Here is a 17,287-nt window from a genome sequence, read left to right on the forward strand (position 1 = left end):
TTAGTTGCTTTTCGTTGCCTTAGTTGCTGCTGCTACCGCCCGCGCTATTCGCTGCGAGCGCCTTCAGCACCTGGTCGGTGATGTCGATGCGCGGGCTCACGTACACCGCTTCCTGCACGATCAGGTCGTAATGCTGCTGCTCGGCGATCTGCTTGATCACCTTGTTCGCGCGATCGAGCACCGCAGCCAGTTCCTCATTGCGGCGCTGGTTCAGGTCTTCGCGGAATTCGCGCTGCTTGCGCTGGAAGTCGCTGTCGAGCGCGGACAGGTCGCGCTGCTTCGACGCGCGATCGGTCGGCGCCATCGACGGGCCGTTCTTGTCGAGCGAATCCGACATCGACTTCAGGCGCTGCGCCATGTCCTGCAGATCCTTGTCGCGCTTGGCGAACTCGGCTTCGAGCTTGGTCTGCGCGGCCTTCGCGGGAGCGGATTCACGCAGGATGCGATCGGAGTTCACCGCCGCGATCCTGGCTTCCTGCGCCTGCGCCACGCCCATGCCAAAACCGAGGAGCGCCAGCGACACGGTCATCGCCCCGATCGTCCGTCTGGAAAACATACCCGTTAGCAAAGTCATCCTCTCGTTTCCTGGATTCCGGCGCTGTGCGCTGCGCGCGCAACCATCGCCGGGCAAAACATACGTCAGAACGCCGTCCCGATCTGGAACTGGAACTTCTGGTACTGGTCGCCCGTGTGCTTGGTCACCGGGAAGCCCAGGCTCAACTTCAGCGGGCCGATCGGCGAAATCCACGCGAGACCGAAACCGTAGCTGTAACGCAGGCCGTTGGCGCCAATGCTGTTGCCTTCCGTGCCCCAGACGTTACCACCATCGACGAACGTGAAGACGCGCAGCGTGCGGTCATAGCCCGTACCCGGCAGCGGGAAGGTCAGCTCGATGTTGCCGACCAGCATCTTCGAGCCGCCGATCGGGTCGTTCGTCGTCTTGTCGCGCGGACCCAGCGAGCTCGGCTCGTAGCCACGCACCGAACCGATACCACCGGCGTAGTAGTTCTTGAAGATCGGGTACGGCTTGCCGCTGAGGCCGTTACCGTAGCCGCCCTGGAAGTTCAGGCCCAGCACGAAGCCGCGCGCGAACGAGTAGTAGTACTGCGCCTGAATATCGGCCTTGTAGTACTGCGTACCGCCGACCGGCGTGCCGTACTCGGCGTTCGCCTGCGTGAAGTAGCCCTTGCTCGGTACGAGCGCGCTGTCACGCGCGTCGCGCGACCAGCCCACCGTGAGCGGCACGTTGTTCGACACGCGGCCAAACTGGTTCACGTAGTCGATATAGCTCTGCGGCGTGTTCGAGTCGATGTCGAGCGTGTCCTGCTCGAAGCCGGCGCCGAAGTAGACCGTGTCGACTTCCGAGAACGGGATGCCGAACTTGAGGTCGCCGCCCATCGTGATGATGCGGAAGCTCGAATCGGTCGAGTAGTACAGCGGCTGGTACGTGCGGTAGTAGACGTCGGTAATGCGCTTGATGCCGTCCACCGTGAAGTACGGGTCCACCTGCGTGAGAGCCAGCGTGCGGTACGTCTTCGCGGTGTTCACGTTCAGCGAGAGCGAGGTGCCCGAACCGAACACGTTGTCCTGCGACACGCCCGCCGACAGCACCACCTTGTCGGTCGACGAGAAGCCCGCACCCAGCGTGATCGCGCCGGTCGGCTTTTCAGCGACCTTCACGTTCACGTCCACCTGGTCGGCCGTGCCTTCCACGGGCACCGTGGTCACGTCGACGTCGGTGAAGTAGCCCAGACGGTTGATACGGTCCTTCGAGAGCGCGAGGCGGTTCGAATCGAACCACGAGCTTTCGAGCTGGCGCATTTCGCGGCGCACGACTTCGTCGCGTGTGCGCGTGTTGCCCACCACGTTGATGCGGCGCACGTACACGCGGCGGCTCGGATCGACCTGCAGCGTGAGGTTGACCGTGTGGTTCGCCTGATCGATCTGCGGCAGCGCATTGACGGTCGCGAACGCGTAACCGTATTCGCCGAGCTTGTCGACGATAGCCTTGGTCGTGGCCTGCAGCTTCTCGGCCGAGAAGGTGTCGCCCGGCTTGATCTTGATGAGCTTCTTGAGCTCGGCCTCACGGTCGAGCAGGTTGCCCGACAGCTGGATGCCCGACACCTTGTACGGCTCACCTTCGTGAATGCCGATGGTGAGGTACATGTCCTTCTTGTCGGGCGAGATCGAGACCTGCGTCGAGTCGATGTTGAACTCGAGGTAGCCGTGGTTCAGGTAGTACGAGCGCACGTTCTCGAGGTCGCCCGTGAGCTTTTCCTTCGAGTACAGGTCGTTCTTCGTGTACCACGAGAACCAGTTCGGCGTGGACAGCTGCATCTCCGAGAGGAGCGTGCCGCTGCTGTACGTCTTGTTGCCGATGAAGTTGATCTGGCGGATCTTCGCGCTCGGACCTTCGACCACCGAGAACAGCAGACCGACGCGATTGCGGTCGATCGGCGTGACCGTGGTCGTGACCTCGGCGGCATAGAAGCCGCGCGTGAGGTACTGGCGCTTGAGCTCCTGCTCGGCCTTGTCGACGAGCGCCTTGTCGTAGTAGCGGCCTTGCGAGAGACCCACCGCGCGCAGCGCCTTCGTGAGGTTGTCCTTGTCGAATTCCTTGATGCCCGCGAAGTCGATCGTGCCGATGGCCGGGCGCTCCTGCACCTGCACCACCACTACGCCGCCTTCGGTGGCGATCTTCACGTCGTTGAAGAAGCCCGTCGCATACAGTGCGCGGATGGCCTCGGACGCCTTGTCGTCGGTGAACGTGTCGCCCTGCTTGATCGGCAGGTAGGCGAACACCGTGCCCGGCTCGACGCGTTGCAGCCCTTCGATGCGGATGTCCTGAACCACGAAAGGCGTCGTTGCTGCGTGGGCAACGAGTCCATGTGCGGCGATCGCCGCGGCCGCAACCGTTTTTGGAACCAAGCGATGAGGTCTAAACAACGTGCTTCCCCAATTATGTATAGCTGCATCAGGTCAGGCGGCCCGCCCACGGACGCCGCCAGACATCTTTAAAAATGGATTAACCGAGCCAGATCGTTGAACAACGCGATCGCCGACAGTGCGACGATGCAGGCAAGTCCCGCGCGCTGCAGTACGAGCTGCCAGCGGTCCGAGACGGCTTTGCCCGTTACGGCTTCAACCGCATAATATAACAGATGCCCCCCGTCCAATACCGGAATTGGGAGCAGATTCAATACGCCGAGGCTGATGCTCACGAGAGCGAGGAACGACAGGAACGCCGAGGGACCGAGTCTCGCACTCTTGCCGGCATAGTCGGCAATCGTCACCGGGCCCGACAGATTCTTCAGCGAGGCTTCACCCGTGATCATGCGGCCGAACATCCTCAGCGAATACACGGCAATGTCCCACGTGCGATACGCACCGAGCCGCACGCTCTCGAGCGGCCCGTAACGCACGTCCACGGAAGGCGCCTGCGCCGAGAGCGCCGCGCCGATTCGGCCCACTTCCTCACCGGTCTGCGCGTCGCGCTGCAGGGCGGGAGTGACCGTGAGCATGAGCGTCTGCTGCGCGTGCTGGGAAGCGTCGCCGCGCGCGACCGTGAGCCGCACGGGCTTGCCCGCACGCGCCTTCACCCAGGCGATGAAAGTGCTTGCGCTGTCCACGGGCCGGCCATCGACGGCGCGCAGCTGATCGCCCGCCTGCAGCCCGGCATGTTGCGCCGCACTACCCGCCTCCACCGCCGCCACCTTGAGCGTGTTACCGCCCGCCTCGAGGCCGAGCTTCGCCATGAAGTCGTCGTCGAGATCCTTGCCGGTCAGTTGCGAGAGATCGAGCGGAAAATCGTAGGTGCCCTCGCCATCGCGCGCGGCAAGGACGACATGGCCCTGGTCGAACGCCGTGGCGAGCAGTTTCCAGCGCAGGTCCGACCACGATCGCACGGGCTCGGTGCGGCTGCCGTTTGCATCGCTCACCGAAAGAATCGTTTCGCCGCCCTGGAAGCCGGCACGCGCCGCTGCCGTTTGCGCGGGCGGCGCCGCGACAATCGCCTTCTGCTCGGTCACCCCGCTCGCGTAGACCACGGAAAAGAGCGCAATGGCCAGCACGAAATTGGCGATCGGCCCCGCCGCGACGATCGCAATGCGCTTGCCAACCGACTGGCGGTTGAATGCATGTGGCAAATCGCTTGCGGGAATCTGATCGGCCGATTCGCGCTCGTCGAGCATCTTCACGTAGCCGCCGAGCGGCAGCGCTGCGATGGTCCACTCGGTGCCGCTCTTTTTGCTGACCCACTGGACGAGCGGCCGGCCAAAGCCGATCGAGAAACGCAGGACCTTCACGCCGCACAGACGCGCGACGCTGTAGTGCCCGTATTCGTGCACGACGACCAGAACGCCGATCGCCACGACGAATGCGACCAGTTCGGTAAGCAGGTTCATGAGCGCCTCCTGGGCTGGAAGCAGCGCACCGGTGCGGGAGCGGCCCCGAGGTCAGGCTCGCGTGCCTGAGGGGCCGCCAGGGCCCTTCCGCAAGCCCCTCGCTGACCTGTCAGGCCGGCACCGGCAGGCTGTCGATGATGGTGTGAGCCGCGCGGCGAGCCGCCGCGTCGGCTTCGAGCACGACTTCGAGACTCGACGCATTGCGGTTCTCGAGCGCGTTCAGTACGGCATCCACCGTCTGGGCGATGGCCATGAAGCCGATGCGCCGGTTCAAAAATGCCTCCACTGCCACTTCGTTCGCGGCGTTCAGTGCCGCGCTCGCCACGCCGCCGGCGGCCAATGCCTGCATCGCGAGTGCGAGACACGGGAAGCGCGCGTAGTCGGGTTTTTCGAACGTGAGCGTCGCGATTTGCGCGAGATCCAGCTGCGCGACGCCGGAATCGACACGGTCCGGATACGCCAGCGCGTGCGCGATCGGCGTGCGCATGTCGGGGTTGCCTAGTTGCGCGAGCACCGAACCATCGGCGTACGAAACCATCGAGTGGATCACGCTCTGCGGGTGAATCAGCACGTCGATGCGCTCGCCCGGCAGGTCGAACAGGTAGTGCGCCTCGATCACTTCGAGGCCCTTGTTCATCATCGTGGCCGAATCGACGGAGATCTTGCGGCCCATCGACCAGTTCGGGTGCTTGCAGGCCTCGTCGGGCGTCACGTTCACGAGCGTCGAGGGCTCGCGGGTGCGGAACGGGCCGCCGGAGGCGGTCAGGATGATCTTCGTGACGCCGTCGCGCTCGGCGTTTTCGCGCGGGAAGCACTGGAACACGGCGTTGTGCTCGCTGTCGAGCGGCAGCAGAACGGCGCCGCTGTCGCACACGGCATCGATGAAGATGTCGCCCGACATCACGAGCGCTTCCTTGTTGGCGAGCAGGATCTGCTTGCCGGCCTTCGCCGCTGCGAGCGTGGGCGCGAGACCCGCCGCACCGACGATGGCCGCGACCACGGTGTCGCAGCCGTCGCTCTTCGAGACTTCGACGAGCGCCTGCGGCCCGTAGGTCACGACGGTCTTCGAGCCGGCCGCGCGCAGCTTGCGCTCGACCTGTGCGGCGGTGTCGGCGTCGCCGACCACGGCCACTTCGGGGGCGAAGCGCAGGCATTGTTCGACGAGCTTCTCGCCGTTGCGATGCGCAGTGAGCGCATAGACCGAGAAGCGTTGCGGATGACGCGCGACGACGTCGAGCGTGCTGTCTCCAATCGAGCCCGTGGAACCGAGCAGTGTGAGTCGTTTTTGCATATTCAAATCTCTAACCTGGCGTCCCGGCCAGACGCCTTTAGCCGAGCAGCAGCATGGCGAGCGGCAGCACGGGCAGCAGTGCGTCGATGCGGTCGAGGACTCCGCCGTGGCCCGGCAGAAGCCCGCTCGAATCCTTCACGCCGGCCTGGCGCTTCATCATCGACTCGAACAGATCGCCGATCACGCTGAACGCGACCAGCACGGTAAGTACGAAAAGCGCACGGCCGAGCCCGATCTGGGCGGCGAGCGCGGAATACAGCGTGGGTTCGAACGCGTGCAGCGCGATTGCCGCTCCGGACACCACCATCACGGCCGCCCAGCCGCCCACGGCGCCCTCCCAGGTCTTGCCGGGGCTGATCGCAGGCGCAAGCTTATGCCTTCCGAATGCCTTACCTGCAAAGTATGCGCCGATATCGGCCAGCCAGACCACGAGCAACAGGGACAGAACAAACGCCACGCCGGCCGTGCGCGCGGCCACCAGGGCGTGCCAGCAGGCCGCGAAAACGACGAGCCCGGCGGCCAGCAGGAAGGCGCGCCAGGCGCCCGCGGCGAGCACCGGCTTGCGCAGCAGCACGTAAGGGCCGGCAATGATCCAGAACACGCCCGCCGCCTGAAAGAGCGGCCGGGGCGCCGGCAGGCGCGTACTGAGCGCCACGGCGGCCGCCGCGATCACGGCGTAGACGATCGAGCCGGTCGCGCCCGCCTTCAGCAGACGCGCCCACTCCCATGCGGCGAAGACGACCACGACGCCGATCAGCGCGCCGAACGCCGCCACAGGCGCGAACAGCGTGATCGGCAGGAAGACTGCCAGCAGGACGAGCGCCGTAATGACGCGGGTCTTCAGCATGAAAGCGAATCGGCGTTCTGGGCGACGACCTGCGCGCTCGTGCGGCCGAAGCGGCGCTCGCGCTCCGCATACGAGGCAATGGCGCGGCTGAGCGCTTCGGCGTCGAAATCCGGCCAGAACGTATCGGTGAAATAGAACTCCGCGTAGGCGAGTTGCCAGAGCAGGAAGTTGCTCACCCGCTGCTCGCCGCCCGTGCGAATGAAGAGATCCGGTTCGGGCGCGTAGGCCATGGCCAGATGCTGGGACAGCGTGTCTTCGGTGACGGGAACCGGCTGGCCCGTGGCCGCGGCTTCCTCGACCAGCTTGCGCGTGGCCTGCAGGATATCCCAGCGGCCGCCGTAGTTCGCGGCGATCGTGAGGGTGAGACGGGTGTTGCGCGCGGTTTTGGTTTCCGCGCGGCGAATCAGGTCCTGGATGCGCTCATTGAACATCGACAGGTCGCCGACCACGCGCAGGCGGATGCCGTTCGCGTGCAGGCGCGCCACCTCGCGCTCGAGCGCAGTGACGAAGAGGCGCATGAGGAACGACACTTCGTCGGTCGGGCGGCGCCAGTTCTCGGAGCTGAACGCGAAGAGCGTCACGTATTCGACGCCGCGCTGCACGCACGATTCGACGACCGAGCGCACGGCGTCGACGCCGCGCGTGTGGCCCGCGACGCGCGGCAGGCGCCGCTGGGTTGCCCAACGGCCATTGCCGTCCATGATGATCGCGATGTGGCGCGGCACGGCCGCCACGTCGGGCACGCGAACGGTTGAGCTGGTATAGGTCATGGCCGTCGGACTGTAACTGCGATAAGAAAGGGAAACCGCCTGGAATCTGGCGAATCTGGAGGCCTGAGGCCTCAGACCGTCATGATCTCGGCTTCCTTCGTCTGGACGAGCTTTTCGATTTCGGTCACGAAGCGGTCGGTCAGTTTCTGGACTTCGTCGCCGCCGCGGCGCTCGTCGTCTTCGGAAATTTCCTTGTCCTTCACGAGCTTCTTGAGCTGCTCGTTGGCATCGCGACGCAGGTTGCGCACGGCGACCTTCGCCGTTTCACCTTCGTTCTTGACGACCTTCGTGAGCTCCTTGCGGCGTTCTTCGGTCAGCGCGGGCATCGGCACGCGGATCAGGTCGCCGTGCGTGGCCGGGTTCAGGCCGAGATCCGACTCGCGGATCGCCTTTTCGATGACCGGCACCATCTTCTTTTCCCACGCCTGCACGCCGATCGTGCGCGCGTCGACGAGCGTGAGGTTCGCGACCTGCGAGATGGGCACGGGCGAGCCGTAGTAGTCGACCTGGATGTGGTCGAGCAAACCGGTATGGGCGCGGCCCGTGCGGATTTTCGCCAGATCGCTCTTGAACGCTTCGATCGAGCGCTGCATTTTCTGCTCAGCGCCCTTCTTGATGTCAGCCACAGCCATTTTGATACCTCCGAACCTTCATAACGGAACGGGCCCGCCGGCGCGCTGATGGGCGGCGCGGCCCGTGTTCGAACCTCTCGTGAAACGAGAGTTTACACGTGGACGAGCGTACCTTCGTCTTCGCCCAGAACGATGCGCTTGAGCGCACCCGGCTTGACGATGGAAAAAACCCGGATCGGCAGCTTCTGGTCGCGGCACAGCGCGAACGCGGTGGCGTCCATCACCTGCAGATTGCGGCCAATTGCCTCATCGAAGCTGATCGTCGAGTAGCGCGTGGCGGCCGGGTCCTTCTTCGGGTCGGCCGAATAGACGCCGTCGACCTTGGTGGCCTTCAGCACGACTTCGGCGCCGACTTCCGAGCCGCGCAGCGCAGCAGCCGTGTCGGTGGTGAAGAACGGGTTACCCGTGCCGGCGGCGAAGATCACGACCTTGCCTTCTTCGAGCTGGCGAATCGCGCGGGGGCGGATGTACGGCTCGACGACCTGGTCCATGCGCAGCGCCGACTGCACGCGCGCCTCGATGCCCGCGTGACGCATGGCGTCCTGCAGCGCGAGCGCGTTCATCATCGTGGCCAGCATGCCCATATAGTCGGCCGTGGCGCGGTCCATACCGGCTGCGCCGCCCGCGACACCGCGGAAAATGTTGCCGCCGCCGATCACGACTGCGAGCTGGGTGCCCAGACGCACCACCTCGGCCACGTCTGCCACCATACGTTCGATCGTGGCGCGATTGATGCCGAAGGCATCATCGCCCATCAGGGCTTCGCCGGAAAGTTTGAGCAGGACGCGTTTATAGGCGGGTGTGGGCATGGAGGTATCCAGGATCGCGCGCAAAGGGCAATAACTTGAAACTGTAGGGGTGAAATACGGCTTCGGGCAAGCGCCGCCAGAAATAGCGAAGATTTCCGACGCCGCGCACGGCGGGGGACTACCATGCGCGTCGCCGCTACGCTGCCCGCCACGGCGGATTGCTCCGCCACGGCTTACCACTGAACAAACTGCGGTGCTGCAACAACTGCAGTCGCCGCCTGCCGCGCTGGGCGCGGCGAGACGGGCTGACCGATCTTTATTGCTGCTTTGCAGCAGCGACTTGCGCGGCCACTTCGGCAGCGAAGTCGTCCTGGCGCTTCTCGATGCCTTCGCCGACCACGAAGAGGGCGAACTTCTGCACCGTCGTGCCAGCAGCCTTGAGCATCTGCTCGATCGTCTGCTTGTCGTTCTTAACGAACGGCTGGTTCAGCAGCGAGACTTCCTTCAGGTACTTCTGGACCGAACCTTCGACCATCTTCCCGACGATCTCAGCCGGCTTGCCCGATTCCGCAGCCTTCTGCTCGGCGATGCTGCGCTCCTTGGCGATCAGGTCGGCAGGCACGTCGTCCGACGACAGCGAGACCGGCTTCATCGCGGCGATGTGCATCGCGACGTCCTTGCCCACTTGCTCGTCGGCACCCGTGTACTCGACCAGCACGCCGATGCGCGTGCCGTGCAGGTACGCAGCCAGCTGGTTGGCGGTTTCGAAACGCGCGAAACGGCGGATCGAGAGGTTTTCGCCGATCTTGCCGACCAGTGCGAGGCGCACTGCGTCGACCGTCGAGCCGTCCAGCGCCAGCGCCGACAGAGCGGCGACGTCAGCCGGGTTTTGCGTGGCGACGAGTTCGGCGATCTTCTTCGAGAAGCCGATGAAGTCATCGTTCTTCGAAACGAAGTCGGTTTCGCAGTTCAGTTCGACGATCGCGCCAGCGCCGCCGCCGATGAACGACGAGATCACGCCTTCAGCCGTGACGCGCGAAGCGGCCTTGCTGGCCTTGTTGCCGAGCTTCACGCGCAGCAGTTCTTCGGCACGCGCGAGGTCGCCGTCGGCTTCCGTCAGCGCCTTCTTGCATTCCATCATCGGCGCGTCGGTCTTCGCGCGCAGTTCTGCCACCATGCTTGCGGTAATTGCCGCCATCATTCGCTCCTTGAGTCTGTCTGGTACACGCCGCCCGCCTTTCGACGCGGCCGGCAGAAATTCGTTTCCGTTTCCGCCTGCGGTGAAACGCTTTTTTACAGCTGCTTCTACAGGGCTACGGTGCCGCTCATATGACGCGGCGACGAAAGTCGCGGCTTAAAAAAAAGGGGCCTATGGAAAGCCCCCTTTTCTTGCCGGACACGGGGCAGCTTACGCCTCCGGGTTGACCTCGACGAACTCGTCGTCGCCGTCGTTGCCGCGCGCAGCGACAACCACGTCGTTGACCGCGTTCGCACGGCCTTCGAGGATCGCGTCAGCCACGCCTTGCGTGTAGAGCGCAACGGCCTTGCTCGCGTCGTCGTTGCCCGGGATCACGTAATCGATGCCTTCCGGCGAGTGGTTCGTATCGACCACGGCGATCACGGGGATGCCCAGCTTGTTCGCTTCCGTCACGGCAATCTTGTGGTAGCCGACGTCGACCACGAAGATCGCGTCCGGAATGCCGCCCATGTCCTTCACGCCGCCGATCGACTTCTGCAGCTTGGCGATTTCGCGTTCGAACAGGAGCGCTTCCTTCTTGCTCATCTTCTCGAGCTCGCCCGCTTCCACGGCTGCTTCCATGTCCTTCAGGCGCTTGATCGAAACCTTCAGCGTCTTGAAGTTGGTCAGCATGCCGCCGAGCCAGCGTGCGTTCACGAACGGCATACCAGCGCGTTGCGCCTCTTCGGCGATCGTGTCGCGCGATTGACGCTTCGTGCCGACGAACAGGATCGTGCCGCGGTTCGCTGCCAGTTGACGCACGTACTTCAGCGCGTCGTTGTACATCGGCAGCGTCTTTTCGAGGTTGATGATGTGAATCTTGTTGCGATGACCGAAGATGAAGGGGGCCATCTTCGGGTTCCAGAAGCGCGTTTGGTGACCGAAGTGGACACCGGCTTCCAGCATTTGGCGCATGGTAACTGCCATGAGAAATTCTCCGCTAGGGTTTGGGTCTGAAGCCGGCTGCCGTATCGGTGCGCCCTCCCATTTCCGGAGATCGACGCGCCCGACACCCTGGGTGCGCCGGCTTGCGAGTGTGCTGCCTGAAGAAGATGCTTCCGAATGTTCTTCGCGCACCCGCCAAAATGCGTTTTTGGCAAAGCGCTCCGCGGCAACGGCGGATTCAGCCACTTCCACGAACTCCGAACGCGAATCCGAAAGATATAGGAAGCGACTTAGCCGAAGAGTATAGCACGCAAACTGCCCCTTACTCAAGACAGCTATTACCCGCGGAATACGGCGCCATCAATGGCAATGCGGCGCGCGCCGCATTTGCCATTGATGGCGCCCCGCCTTCTCAAAAGTCAGCGACCCCTGGCATTAGGTGCGATAATTCGATATTCGACTGCATTTCCGGGCGCATACCATGGCCATTTCGATCAAGAACGAACAAGACATCGCGCAAATGCGCGTCGCCTGCCGGCTGGCGAGCGAGGTGCTCGACTACATCACGCCGTTCGTCACCGCGGGTGTGACGACGGGTGAGCTCGACCGCCTTTGCCACGAGTACATGACCAACGTGCAGGGCACGGTGCCCGCGCCGCTGAACTATCAGCCGCCGGGCTATCCGCCCTACCCGAAGGCAATCTGCACCTCTGTGAACGACGTGATCTGTCACGGTATTCCCGGCGACAAGGCGCTGAAGAACGGCGACGCGCTCAATATCGACATCACCGTCATCAAGGAAGGCTATTTCGGCGACACGAGCCGCATGTTCATCGTCGGCGAAGGCTCGATCCTCGCGAAGCGCCTCGTGCAGACCACCTATGAATGCATGTGGCTCGGCATCGACCAGGTGCGTCCCGGCGGCCATCTGGGCGACATCGGCCACGCCATTCAGCGCTACGCCGAAAGCCAGGGCTACAGCGTGGTGCGCGAATACTGCGGCCACGGCATCGGCACGGTGTTCCACGAAGATCCGCAGGTCCTGCACTACGGCCGCCCCGGCACCGGCATCGAGCTCGTGCCCGGCATGATCTTCACCGTCGAGCCGATGATCAATGCCGGCCGCCGCGACATTCGCACCATGCCGGACCAGTGGACCGTCAAGACGAAGGACCGCAGCCTCTCGGCACAGTGGGAACACACGGTACTCGTGACGGAAACCGGCTACGAAGTCCTGACGGTCTCGGCGGGTACGCCCGCCAAGCCTGCCATCGTCGCGCAGATGGCGGGCACCGCGGCCTGAGCGCCCGACTAAGTGCCGGAAAGCGCTTCGTGGCGCGATCCGGCGCAAAATGGATAGGCTCGTAGAACATCGGCCTGCGGCCTCGAGGCAGTACGTCCAGCGCGAGCGATGCACCCAATGCGGACGCCGCCCGGCGCCCGCAGCACGATGAGGCAGCCCGCAAAGCAGCCGACGCATTAACCGACGAACCAACGCGGCCAGCCGCCATCGCGAGGCGCGCCGCGCGCACGACCAGCCGCCTGCCCAACCACGCCAGACACGACCCGAGCCCATGAGTGTTCCCGCTGTCGCCGTTCCCGATACGTCGTCGCTGAAGTCCGACTACAAGGCCGCCAAGGCCCAGTTGCTCGAGCGTTTCAAGACCGCGACCAATGTCGACTCGCTGATGCGCGCCCTCGCCCGCACCACCGACGACACCTTGCGCAGTGCCTGGGACCGGTGCGAGCTGCCGGCCACGCTGGCGCTCGTGGCGGTGGGCGGCTTCGGGCGCGGCGAGCTTGCGCCCTGGTCCGACGTCGACATCCTCGTGCTGCTGCCGGACGACGAGCCGCTCGCGCCGCTCGAAGAACGCATCGAGCGTTTTATCGGCCTTGCATGGGACCTCGGACTCGATATCGGCAGCAGCGTGCGCAGCGTCTCGCAATGCCTCGAAGAAGCCGCCAATGACGTCACCGTGCGCACGTCGCTCCTCGAGGCGCGCCGCATCACGGGTAGCGCGACGCTGTTCGGCGACTTCGCGCAGCGCTATCGCGACGCCATGGACCCGCGCGCATTCTTCCAGGCGAAGGTGCTCGAAATGCGCCAGCGCCATGCGCGCTTCCAGGACACGCCCTATTCGCTCGAACCCAACGTCAAGGAAAGCCCCGGCGGCCTGCGCGACCTGCAGCTGATCCTCTGGATCACCGAGGCCGCCGCCTTCGGCAGCAGCTGGAAGGAGCTGGACCAGCGCGGCCTCATCACCGGGCGCGAGGCGCGCGAACTGCGCCGCAACGAGGCATTTCTCAAGGCGCTGCGCGCGCGCCTGCATGTGATCGCGGGCCGCCGCCAGGACATCCTCGTGTTCGACCTGCAGACGGCCGTGGCCGAAAGCTTCGGCTACAAGGCGAGCAGCGCGCGGCGCGCGAGCGAGCAGCTCATGCGCCGCTACTACTGGGCCGCGAAGGCGGTCACTCAGCTTTCTACCATCCTGATCCAGAACATCGAGGCGCAGCTCTTCCCGAGCACGAGCGGCATCACGCGCACGCTCTCGGAACACTTCGTCGAGAAGCAGGGGATGCTGGAGATCGTCAGCGACGACGTGTTCGAGCGCGAGCCGCACGCAATCCTCGAGGCGTTCCTGCTCTACGAGCAGGTGCCCGGCGTGAAGGGCCTGTCGGCGCGCACGCTGCGCGCGCTCTACAACGCGCGCGAGACCATGGACCAGAACTGGCGCCGCGACCCGGAAAACCGCCGGCTCTTCATGGAGATCCTCAAGCAGCCGGCCGGGATTACGCACGCCATGCGCCTCATGAACCAGACGAGCGTGCTCGGGCGCTATCTGCTGAATTTCCGCCGCATCGTCGGGCAGATGCAGCACGACCTCTATCACGTCTATACGGTCGATCAGCACATCCTGATGGTGCTGCGCAATATGCGCCGCTTCGCCGTGGCCGAGCATGCGCACGAGTATCCGTTCTGCAGCCAGCTCATCGCCAACTTCGAGCGTCCGTGGGTGCTCTACGTCGCGGCGCTGTTCCACGACATCGCCAAGGGCCGCGGCGGCGACCACTCGCAGCTCGGCATGGCCGACGCGCGGCGCTTTTGCCGCGAGCACGACATCACCGGCGACGACGCGGACCTGGTCGTCTGGCTCGTCCAGCAGCACCTGACGATGAGCCAGGTCGCCCAGAAGCAGGACATCACCGACCCTGAGGTCGTGAAGCGCTTCGCGGAGCTCGTCGGTACGGAGCGGCGTCTTTCGGCGCTCTACCTGCTGACGGTCGCCGACATTCGCGGCACGAGCCCAAAGGTCTGGAACAACTGGAAAGGCAAGCTGCTCGAAGACCTCTACCGCTCGACGCTCGCCGTGCTCGGCGGCGCCAAGCCCGACGCGCACTCGGAGCTCAAGACGCGTCAGGAGCTGGCGCTTGCGCTGCTGCGTCTCGAGACCGTGCCGGAGCACGCGCACCGCGCGCTCTGGGACAAGCTCGACGTCGGCTACTTCCTGCGCCACGACGCCGCCGATATCGCCTGGCAAACGCGCGTGCTCTACCGCCACGTCGAGGCGCCGGAGCCGGTCGTGCGTGCGCGCCCGTCGCCGATCGGCGAGGCGCTGCAGGTGCTCGTCTACGCGCAGGACCGCCCCGACCTGTTCGCGACGATGTGCGCGTACTTCGACCGCAGCGGTCTTTCCGTGCTCGACGCGCGCGTGAGCACCACGCGCCACGGCTACGCGCTCGATAACTTCATCGTCGCCCACACCGAGGGCGACGTGCATTACCGCGATATCGCGAACCTCGTCGAGCAGGAACTCGCGGCGCGTCTGAAGGCGACGGGCAATGCCTTGCCCGAGCCGTCGAAGGGCCGTCTCTCGCGCCTGTCACGCACCTTCCCGGTGACGCCGCGCGTCGACCTGCGGGCCGACGAGCGCGGCCAATACTACATCCTGTCCGTGTCGGCGAACGACCGGCCGGGCCTTCTCTATTCCATCGCGCGCGTGCTCGCGGAGCATCAGGTCGGCGTCCATGCGGCGCGGATCAATACGCTCGGCGAACGCGTGGAAGACGTGTTTCTGCTCGACGGCTCGGGGCTCTCCGACAACCGTCAGCAGATTCATGTCGAAACCGAATTGCTGCGCGCGATCGCAGTGTGAATGACCCAAGCGAAAGACCAGATCCATGCGAGCCAAACTGACAGCCAAACATCCGCGCCCGACCACTCCGGAACGCGCCCCCGTCCGCCGCGGCAGTACGACCGCGCGTAAGCCGGTGCGGCCGGCGGAGGTGCGGGCGACGGACGCTCGGCCGACATCGGCCGCGAAGACTTCCGCCGGGAAGCCCGTGCGCGCCTCAACCGGACGCACCGCGCCTCGCACTGGCGATACGCGCCCGGCGCGGCCGGCTCGCGAAGGCGGATTCGGCGACGAGCGCCGCCCAGCCCGTCGCTCCGGCGATGAGGCGCGTGGATTTGCACGCGGCCGTGACGAAGGTGGTGCACGCCCCTTCGCGCGCCGCGCCGAGGGTGACGACCGCCGCCCGCCACGCAGCCGCGACGAAGGTGGTGCACGCCCCTTTGCACGCCGCCCCGAGGGTGATGACCGACGTCCGCCGCGTAGCCGTGAAGAAGGTGGCGCACGCTCCTTCGCGCGCCGTGCCGAGGGTGATGATCGTCGTCCGCCGCGTAGCCGCGAAGAAGGTGGCGCACGCCCCTTTGCACGCCGCCCCGAGGGTGATGACCGACGTCCGCCGCGCAGCCGTGAAGAAGGTGGCGCACGCTCCTTCGCGCGCCGTGCCGAGGGTGATGATCGTCGTCCGCCGCGTAGCCGTGAAGAAGGTGGCGAGCGTCGCTTCGAACGACGCACCGAAGGCGATGATCGCCGCACCGCACGTGGCCGCGATGAAGGCGGCGCACGCCCCTTCGCGCGGCGTGCCGAGGGCGACGACCGACGCCCGCCGCGCAGCCGCGAAGATGGTGGCGACTGGCGCTTCGCGCGTCGTACCGAAGGCGATGACCGCCGCCCGCCGCACAGCCGTGAAGACGGCGGTGCGCGCCCCTTCGCACGCCGCCCCGAGGGTGATGACCGCCGCCCGCCGCGCAGCCGCGAAGACGGTGGCGAACGTCGTTTCGAACGACGCACCGAAGGCGATGACCGTCGCCCGCCGCGCAGCCGCGAAGACGGAGGCGACCGGCGCTTCACGCGTCGTACCGATGGCGATGACCGCCGCCCGCCGCGTAGCCGTGAAGAAGGCGGTGCACGCCGCCCCGAGGGCGATGACCGCCGCCCGCCGCGCAGCCGCGAGGAAGGTGGCGAGCGTCGCTTCGAACGGCGCAGCGAAGGCGATGATCGCCGCCCGCCGCGTAGCCGCGGCGAAGGCAGCGAGGGGCGCTTCGAACGGCGCAGTGACAGCGACGACCGCCGCCCCGCACGCACCCGCGACGAGGGCACGGAGCGTCGTTTCGCGCGCCCGGTGAAATCCGCCTGGAGCGATGACCGCGGCGGCGCTGCGCCGCGCGCTCGCCGCAGTACCGAAGAAGGCGGTGGCAGCCGCAAGACCGCCAGCCCTGTCAAACCGGTTGGGAAGCCCCCGCGCCCCACCGACGACGCCGAATCCGCACGGCGCCGCACACCGCGCGAAGAAGTCGATGGCGACAACACCCTGCGCCTTTCCAAGCGCATGTCCGAACTGGGCCTGTGCTCGCGCCGTGAAGCCGACGAATGGATCGAAAAAGGCTGGGTTTATGTGGACGGCGAAGTCGTCGACACGCTCGGCGCCAAGGTCACGCCGAATCAGCGCATCGAAGTCGATCCGGCCGCGCTCGCCGCGCAGGCGCGCCAGGTGACGATCCTGCTGCACAAGCCGGTGGGCTACGTGTCGGGCCAGGCCGAGGACGGCTATGAACCCGCCGCCACGCTCATCACGGGCGAGAATCATTGGGACGGCGACCACTCGGGCATCCGCTTCTCGGCGAAGCATCTGCGCACGCTCGCGCCGGCCGGCCGCCTCGACATCGACTCGACCGGCCTGCTCGTGCTGACCCAGGACGGTCGCGTGGCCAAGCAGTTGATCGGCGAGAGCTCGGACATCGACAAGGAGTACCTCGTGCGCGTCACCTACAACGACATTGAGACCGAAATCGATCAGCACTTCCCGGCCGAGTTGCTCGCTCAGCTGCGCCACGGCCTGTCGCTCGACGACGTGCCGCTCAAGCCCGCGCAGGTGAGCTGGCAAAACGGCGAGCAGTTGCGTTTCGTGCTGCGCGAAGGCAAGAAGCGCCAGATCCGTCGCATGTGCGAACTGGTCGGCCTCAAGGTCGTGGGCCTCAAGCGTGTGCGCATGGGCCGCGTGCTGCTCGGCGCGCTGCCGCAGGGCCAATGGCGCTATCTGGCCGCCAACGAAGCGTTCTAGCGCCACATCGGCGTCAAACGCCGCACTGTATGAAAAACGGGAGCCAGTTGGCTCCCGTTTTTCTT

At 65.5% G+C, this 17,287-nt stretch carries 14 protein-coding genes and 1 pseudogene; 5 read left to right on the forward strand and 10 right to left on the reverse strand.

Annotation, left to right across the window (positions count from 1 at the left end):
• Positions 1-19: 19 nt before the first annotated feature.
• From AB3X99_RS17440 to rpsB, 10 genes are all read right to left on the reverse strand, one after another.
• Positions 20-568, reverse strand: coding sequence for an OmpH family outer membrane protein (locus AB3X99_RS17440; protein ID WP_141710716.1), 549 nt, complete (start codon positions 566-568; stop codon positions 20-22).
• A gap of 71 nt (positions 569-639) precedes the next feature.
• A complete protein-coding gene (bamA, locus tag AB3X99_RS17445) occupies positions 640-2,946 on the reverse strand; it encodes an outer membrane protein assembly factor BamA (RefSeq protein ID WP_342945832.1) in 2,307 nt (768 codons plus the stop codon).
• 68 nt (positions 2,947-3,014) lie between these two features.
• The gene (gene rseP / locus AB3X99_RS17450) at positions 3,015-4,403 is read right to left on the reverse strand and encodes an RIP metalloprotease RseP (protein ID WP_368617638.1); all 1,389 of its coding nucleotides are present in this window, start codon (positions 4,401-4,403) and stop codon (positions 3,015-3,017) included.
• A 109-nt stretch (positions 4,404-4,512) separates the two neighbouring features.
• Complete coding sequence (locus AB3X99_RS17455) at positions 4,513-5,694, reverse strand: 1-deoxy-D-xylulose-5-phosphate reductoisomerase (protein ID WP_042265799.1); 1,182 nt, start codon at positions 5,692-5,694, stop codon at positions 4,513-4,515.
• A 37-nt stretch (positions 5,695-5,731) separates the two neighbouring features.
• Entirely contained in the window at positions 5,732-6,541 is an 810-nt protein-coding gene (locus AB3X99_RS17460) for a phosphatidate cytidylyltransferase (protein WP_069265620.1), read from the reverse strand.
• Complete coding sequence (locus AB3X99_RS17465; RefSeq protein WP_069265619.1) at positions 6,535-7,311, reverse strand: isoprenyl transferase; 777 nt, start codon at positions 7,309-7,311, stop codon at positions 6,535-6,537. Before AB3X99_RS17465 ends, AB3X99_RS17460 begins: the two co-directional genes overlap by 7 nt.
• Positions 7,312-7,382: 71 nt before the next feature.
• Positions 7,383-7,943, reverse strand: coding sequence for a ribosome recycling factor (gene frr, locus AB3X99_RS17470; RefSeq protein WP_069265618.1), 561 nt, complete (start codon positions 7,941-7,943; stop codon positions 7,383-7,385).
• Between the two features lie 92 nt (positions 7,944-8,035).
• Positions 8,036-8,752 (reverse strand): UMP kinase, encoded by a 717-nt coding sequence (gene pyrH / locus AB3X99_RS17475; protein WP_042265870.1) that lies wholly within the window; start codon positions 8,750-8,752, stop codon positions 8,036-8,038.
• A gap of 256 nt (positions 8,753-9,008) precedes the next feature.
• Positions 9,009-9,890 (reverse strand): translation elongation factor Ts, encoded by an 882-nt coding sequence (gene tsf / locus AB3X99_RS17480; protein WP_368617639.1) that lies wholly within the window; start codon positions 9,888-9,890, stop codon positions 9,009-9,011.
• A gap of 210 nt (positions 9,891-10,100) precedes the next feature.
• Entirely contained in the window at positions 10,101-10,856 is a 756-nt protein-coding gene (gene rpsB / locus AB3X99_RS17485; RefSeq protein ID WP_069265616.1) for a 30S ribosomal protein S2, read from the reverse strand.
• A 439-nt stretch (positions 10,857-11,295) separates the two neighbouring features.
• Between rpsB and map the strand changes: the two genes are divergently transcribed.
• The 5 genes and pseudogenes from map to AB3X99_RS17510 all read left to right on the forward strand — a co-directional run bounded on the left by map (position 11,296) and on the right by AB3X99_RS17510 (position 17,222).
• The gene (map, locus tag AB3X99_RS17490) at positions 11,296-12,117 is read left to right on the forward strand and encodes a type I methionyl aminopeptidase (protein WP_069265615.1); all 822 of its coding nucleotides are present in this window, start codon (positions 11,296-11,298) and stop codon (positions 12,115-12,117) included.
• A gap of 271 nt (positions 12,118-12,388) precedes the next feature.
• Positions 12,389-14,968 (forward strand): [protein-PII] uridylyltransferase, encoded by a 2,580-nt coding sequence (locus AB3X99_RS17495; protein WP_368617640.1) that lies wholly within the window; start codon positions 12,389-12,391, stop codon positions 14,966-14,968.
• Between the two features lie 308 nt (positions 14,969-15,276).
• Positions 15,277-16,287 carry a hypothetical protein gene (locus AB3X99_RS17500; RefSeq protein WP_368617641.1) on the forward strand — a complete coding sequence of 337 codons (1,011 nt, stop codon included), beginning with the start codon at positions 15,277-15,279 and terminating at the stop codon, positions 16,285-16,287.
• 203 nt (positions 16,288-16,490) lie between these two features.
• A pseudogene (locus AB3X99_RS17505) lies at positions 16,491-16,553 on the forward strand (hypothetical protein); the annotation flags it as partial.
• Between the two features lie 99 nt (positions 16,554-16,652).
• Complete coding sequence (locus tag AB3X99_RS17510; protein ID WP_368610271.1) at positions 16,653-17,222, forward strand: pseudouridine synthase; 570 nt, start codon at positions 16,653-16,655, stop codon at positions 17,220-17,222.
• Positions 17,223-17,287: the final 65 nt, after the last annotated feature.

The organism is Paraburkholderia sp. BR10882 (genome assembly GCF_040948855.1).
GTDB lineage: Bacteria > Pseudomonadota > Gammaproteobacteria > Burkholderiales > Burkholderiaceae > Paraburkholderia > Paraburkholderia nodosa_A.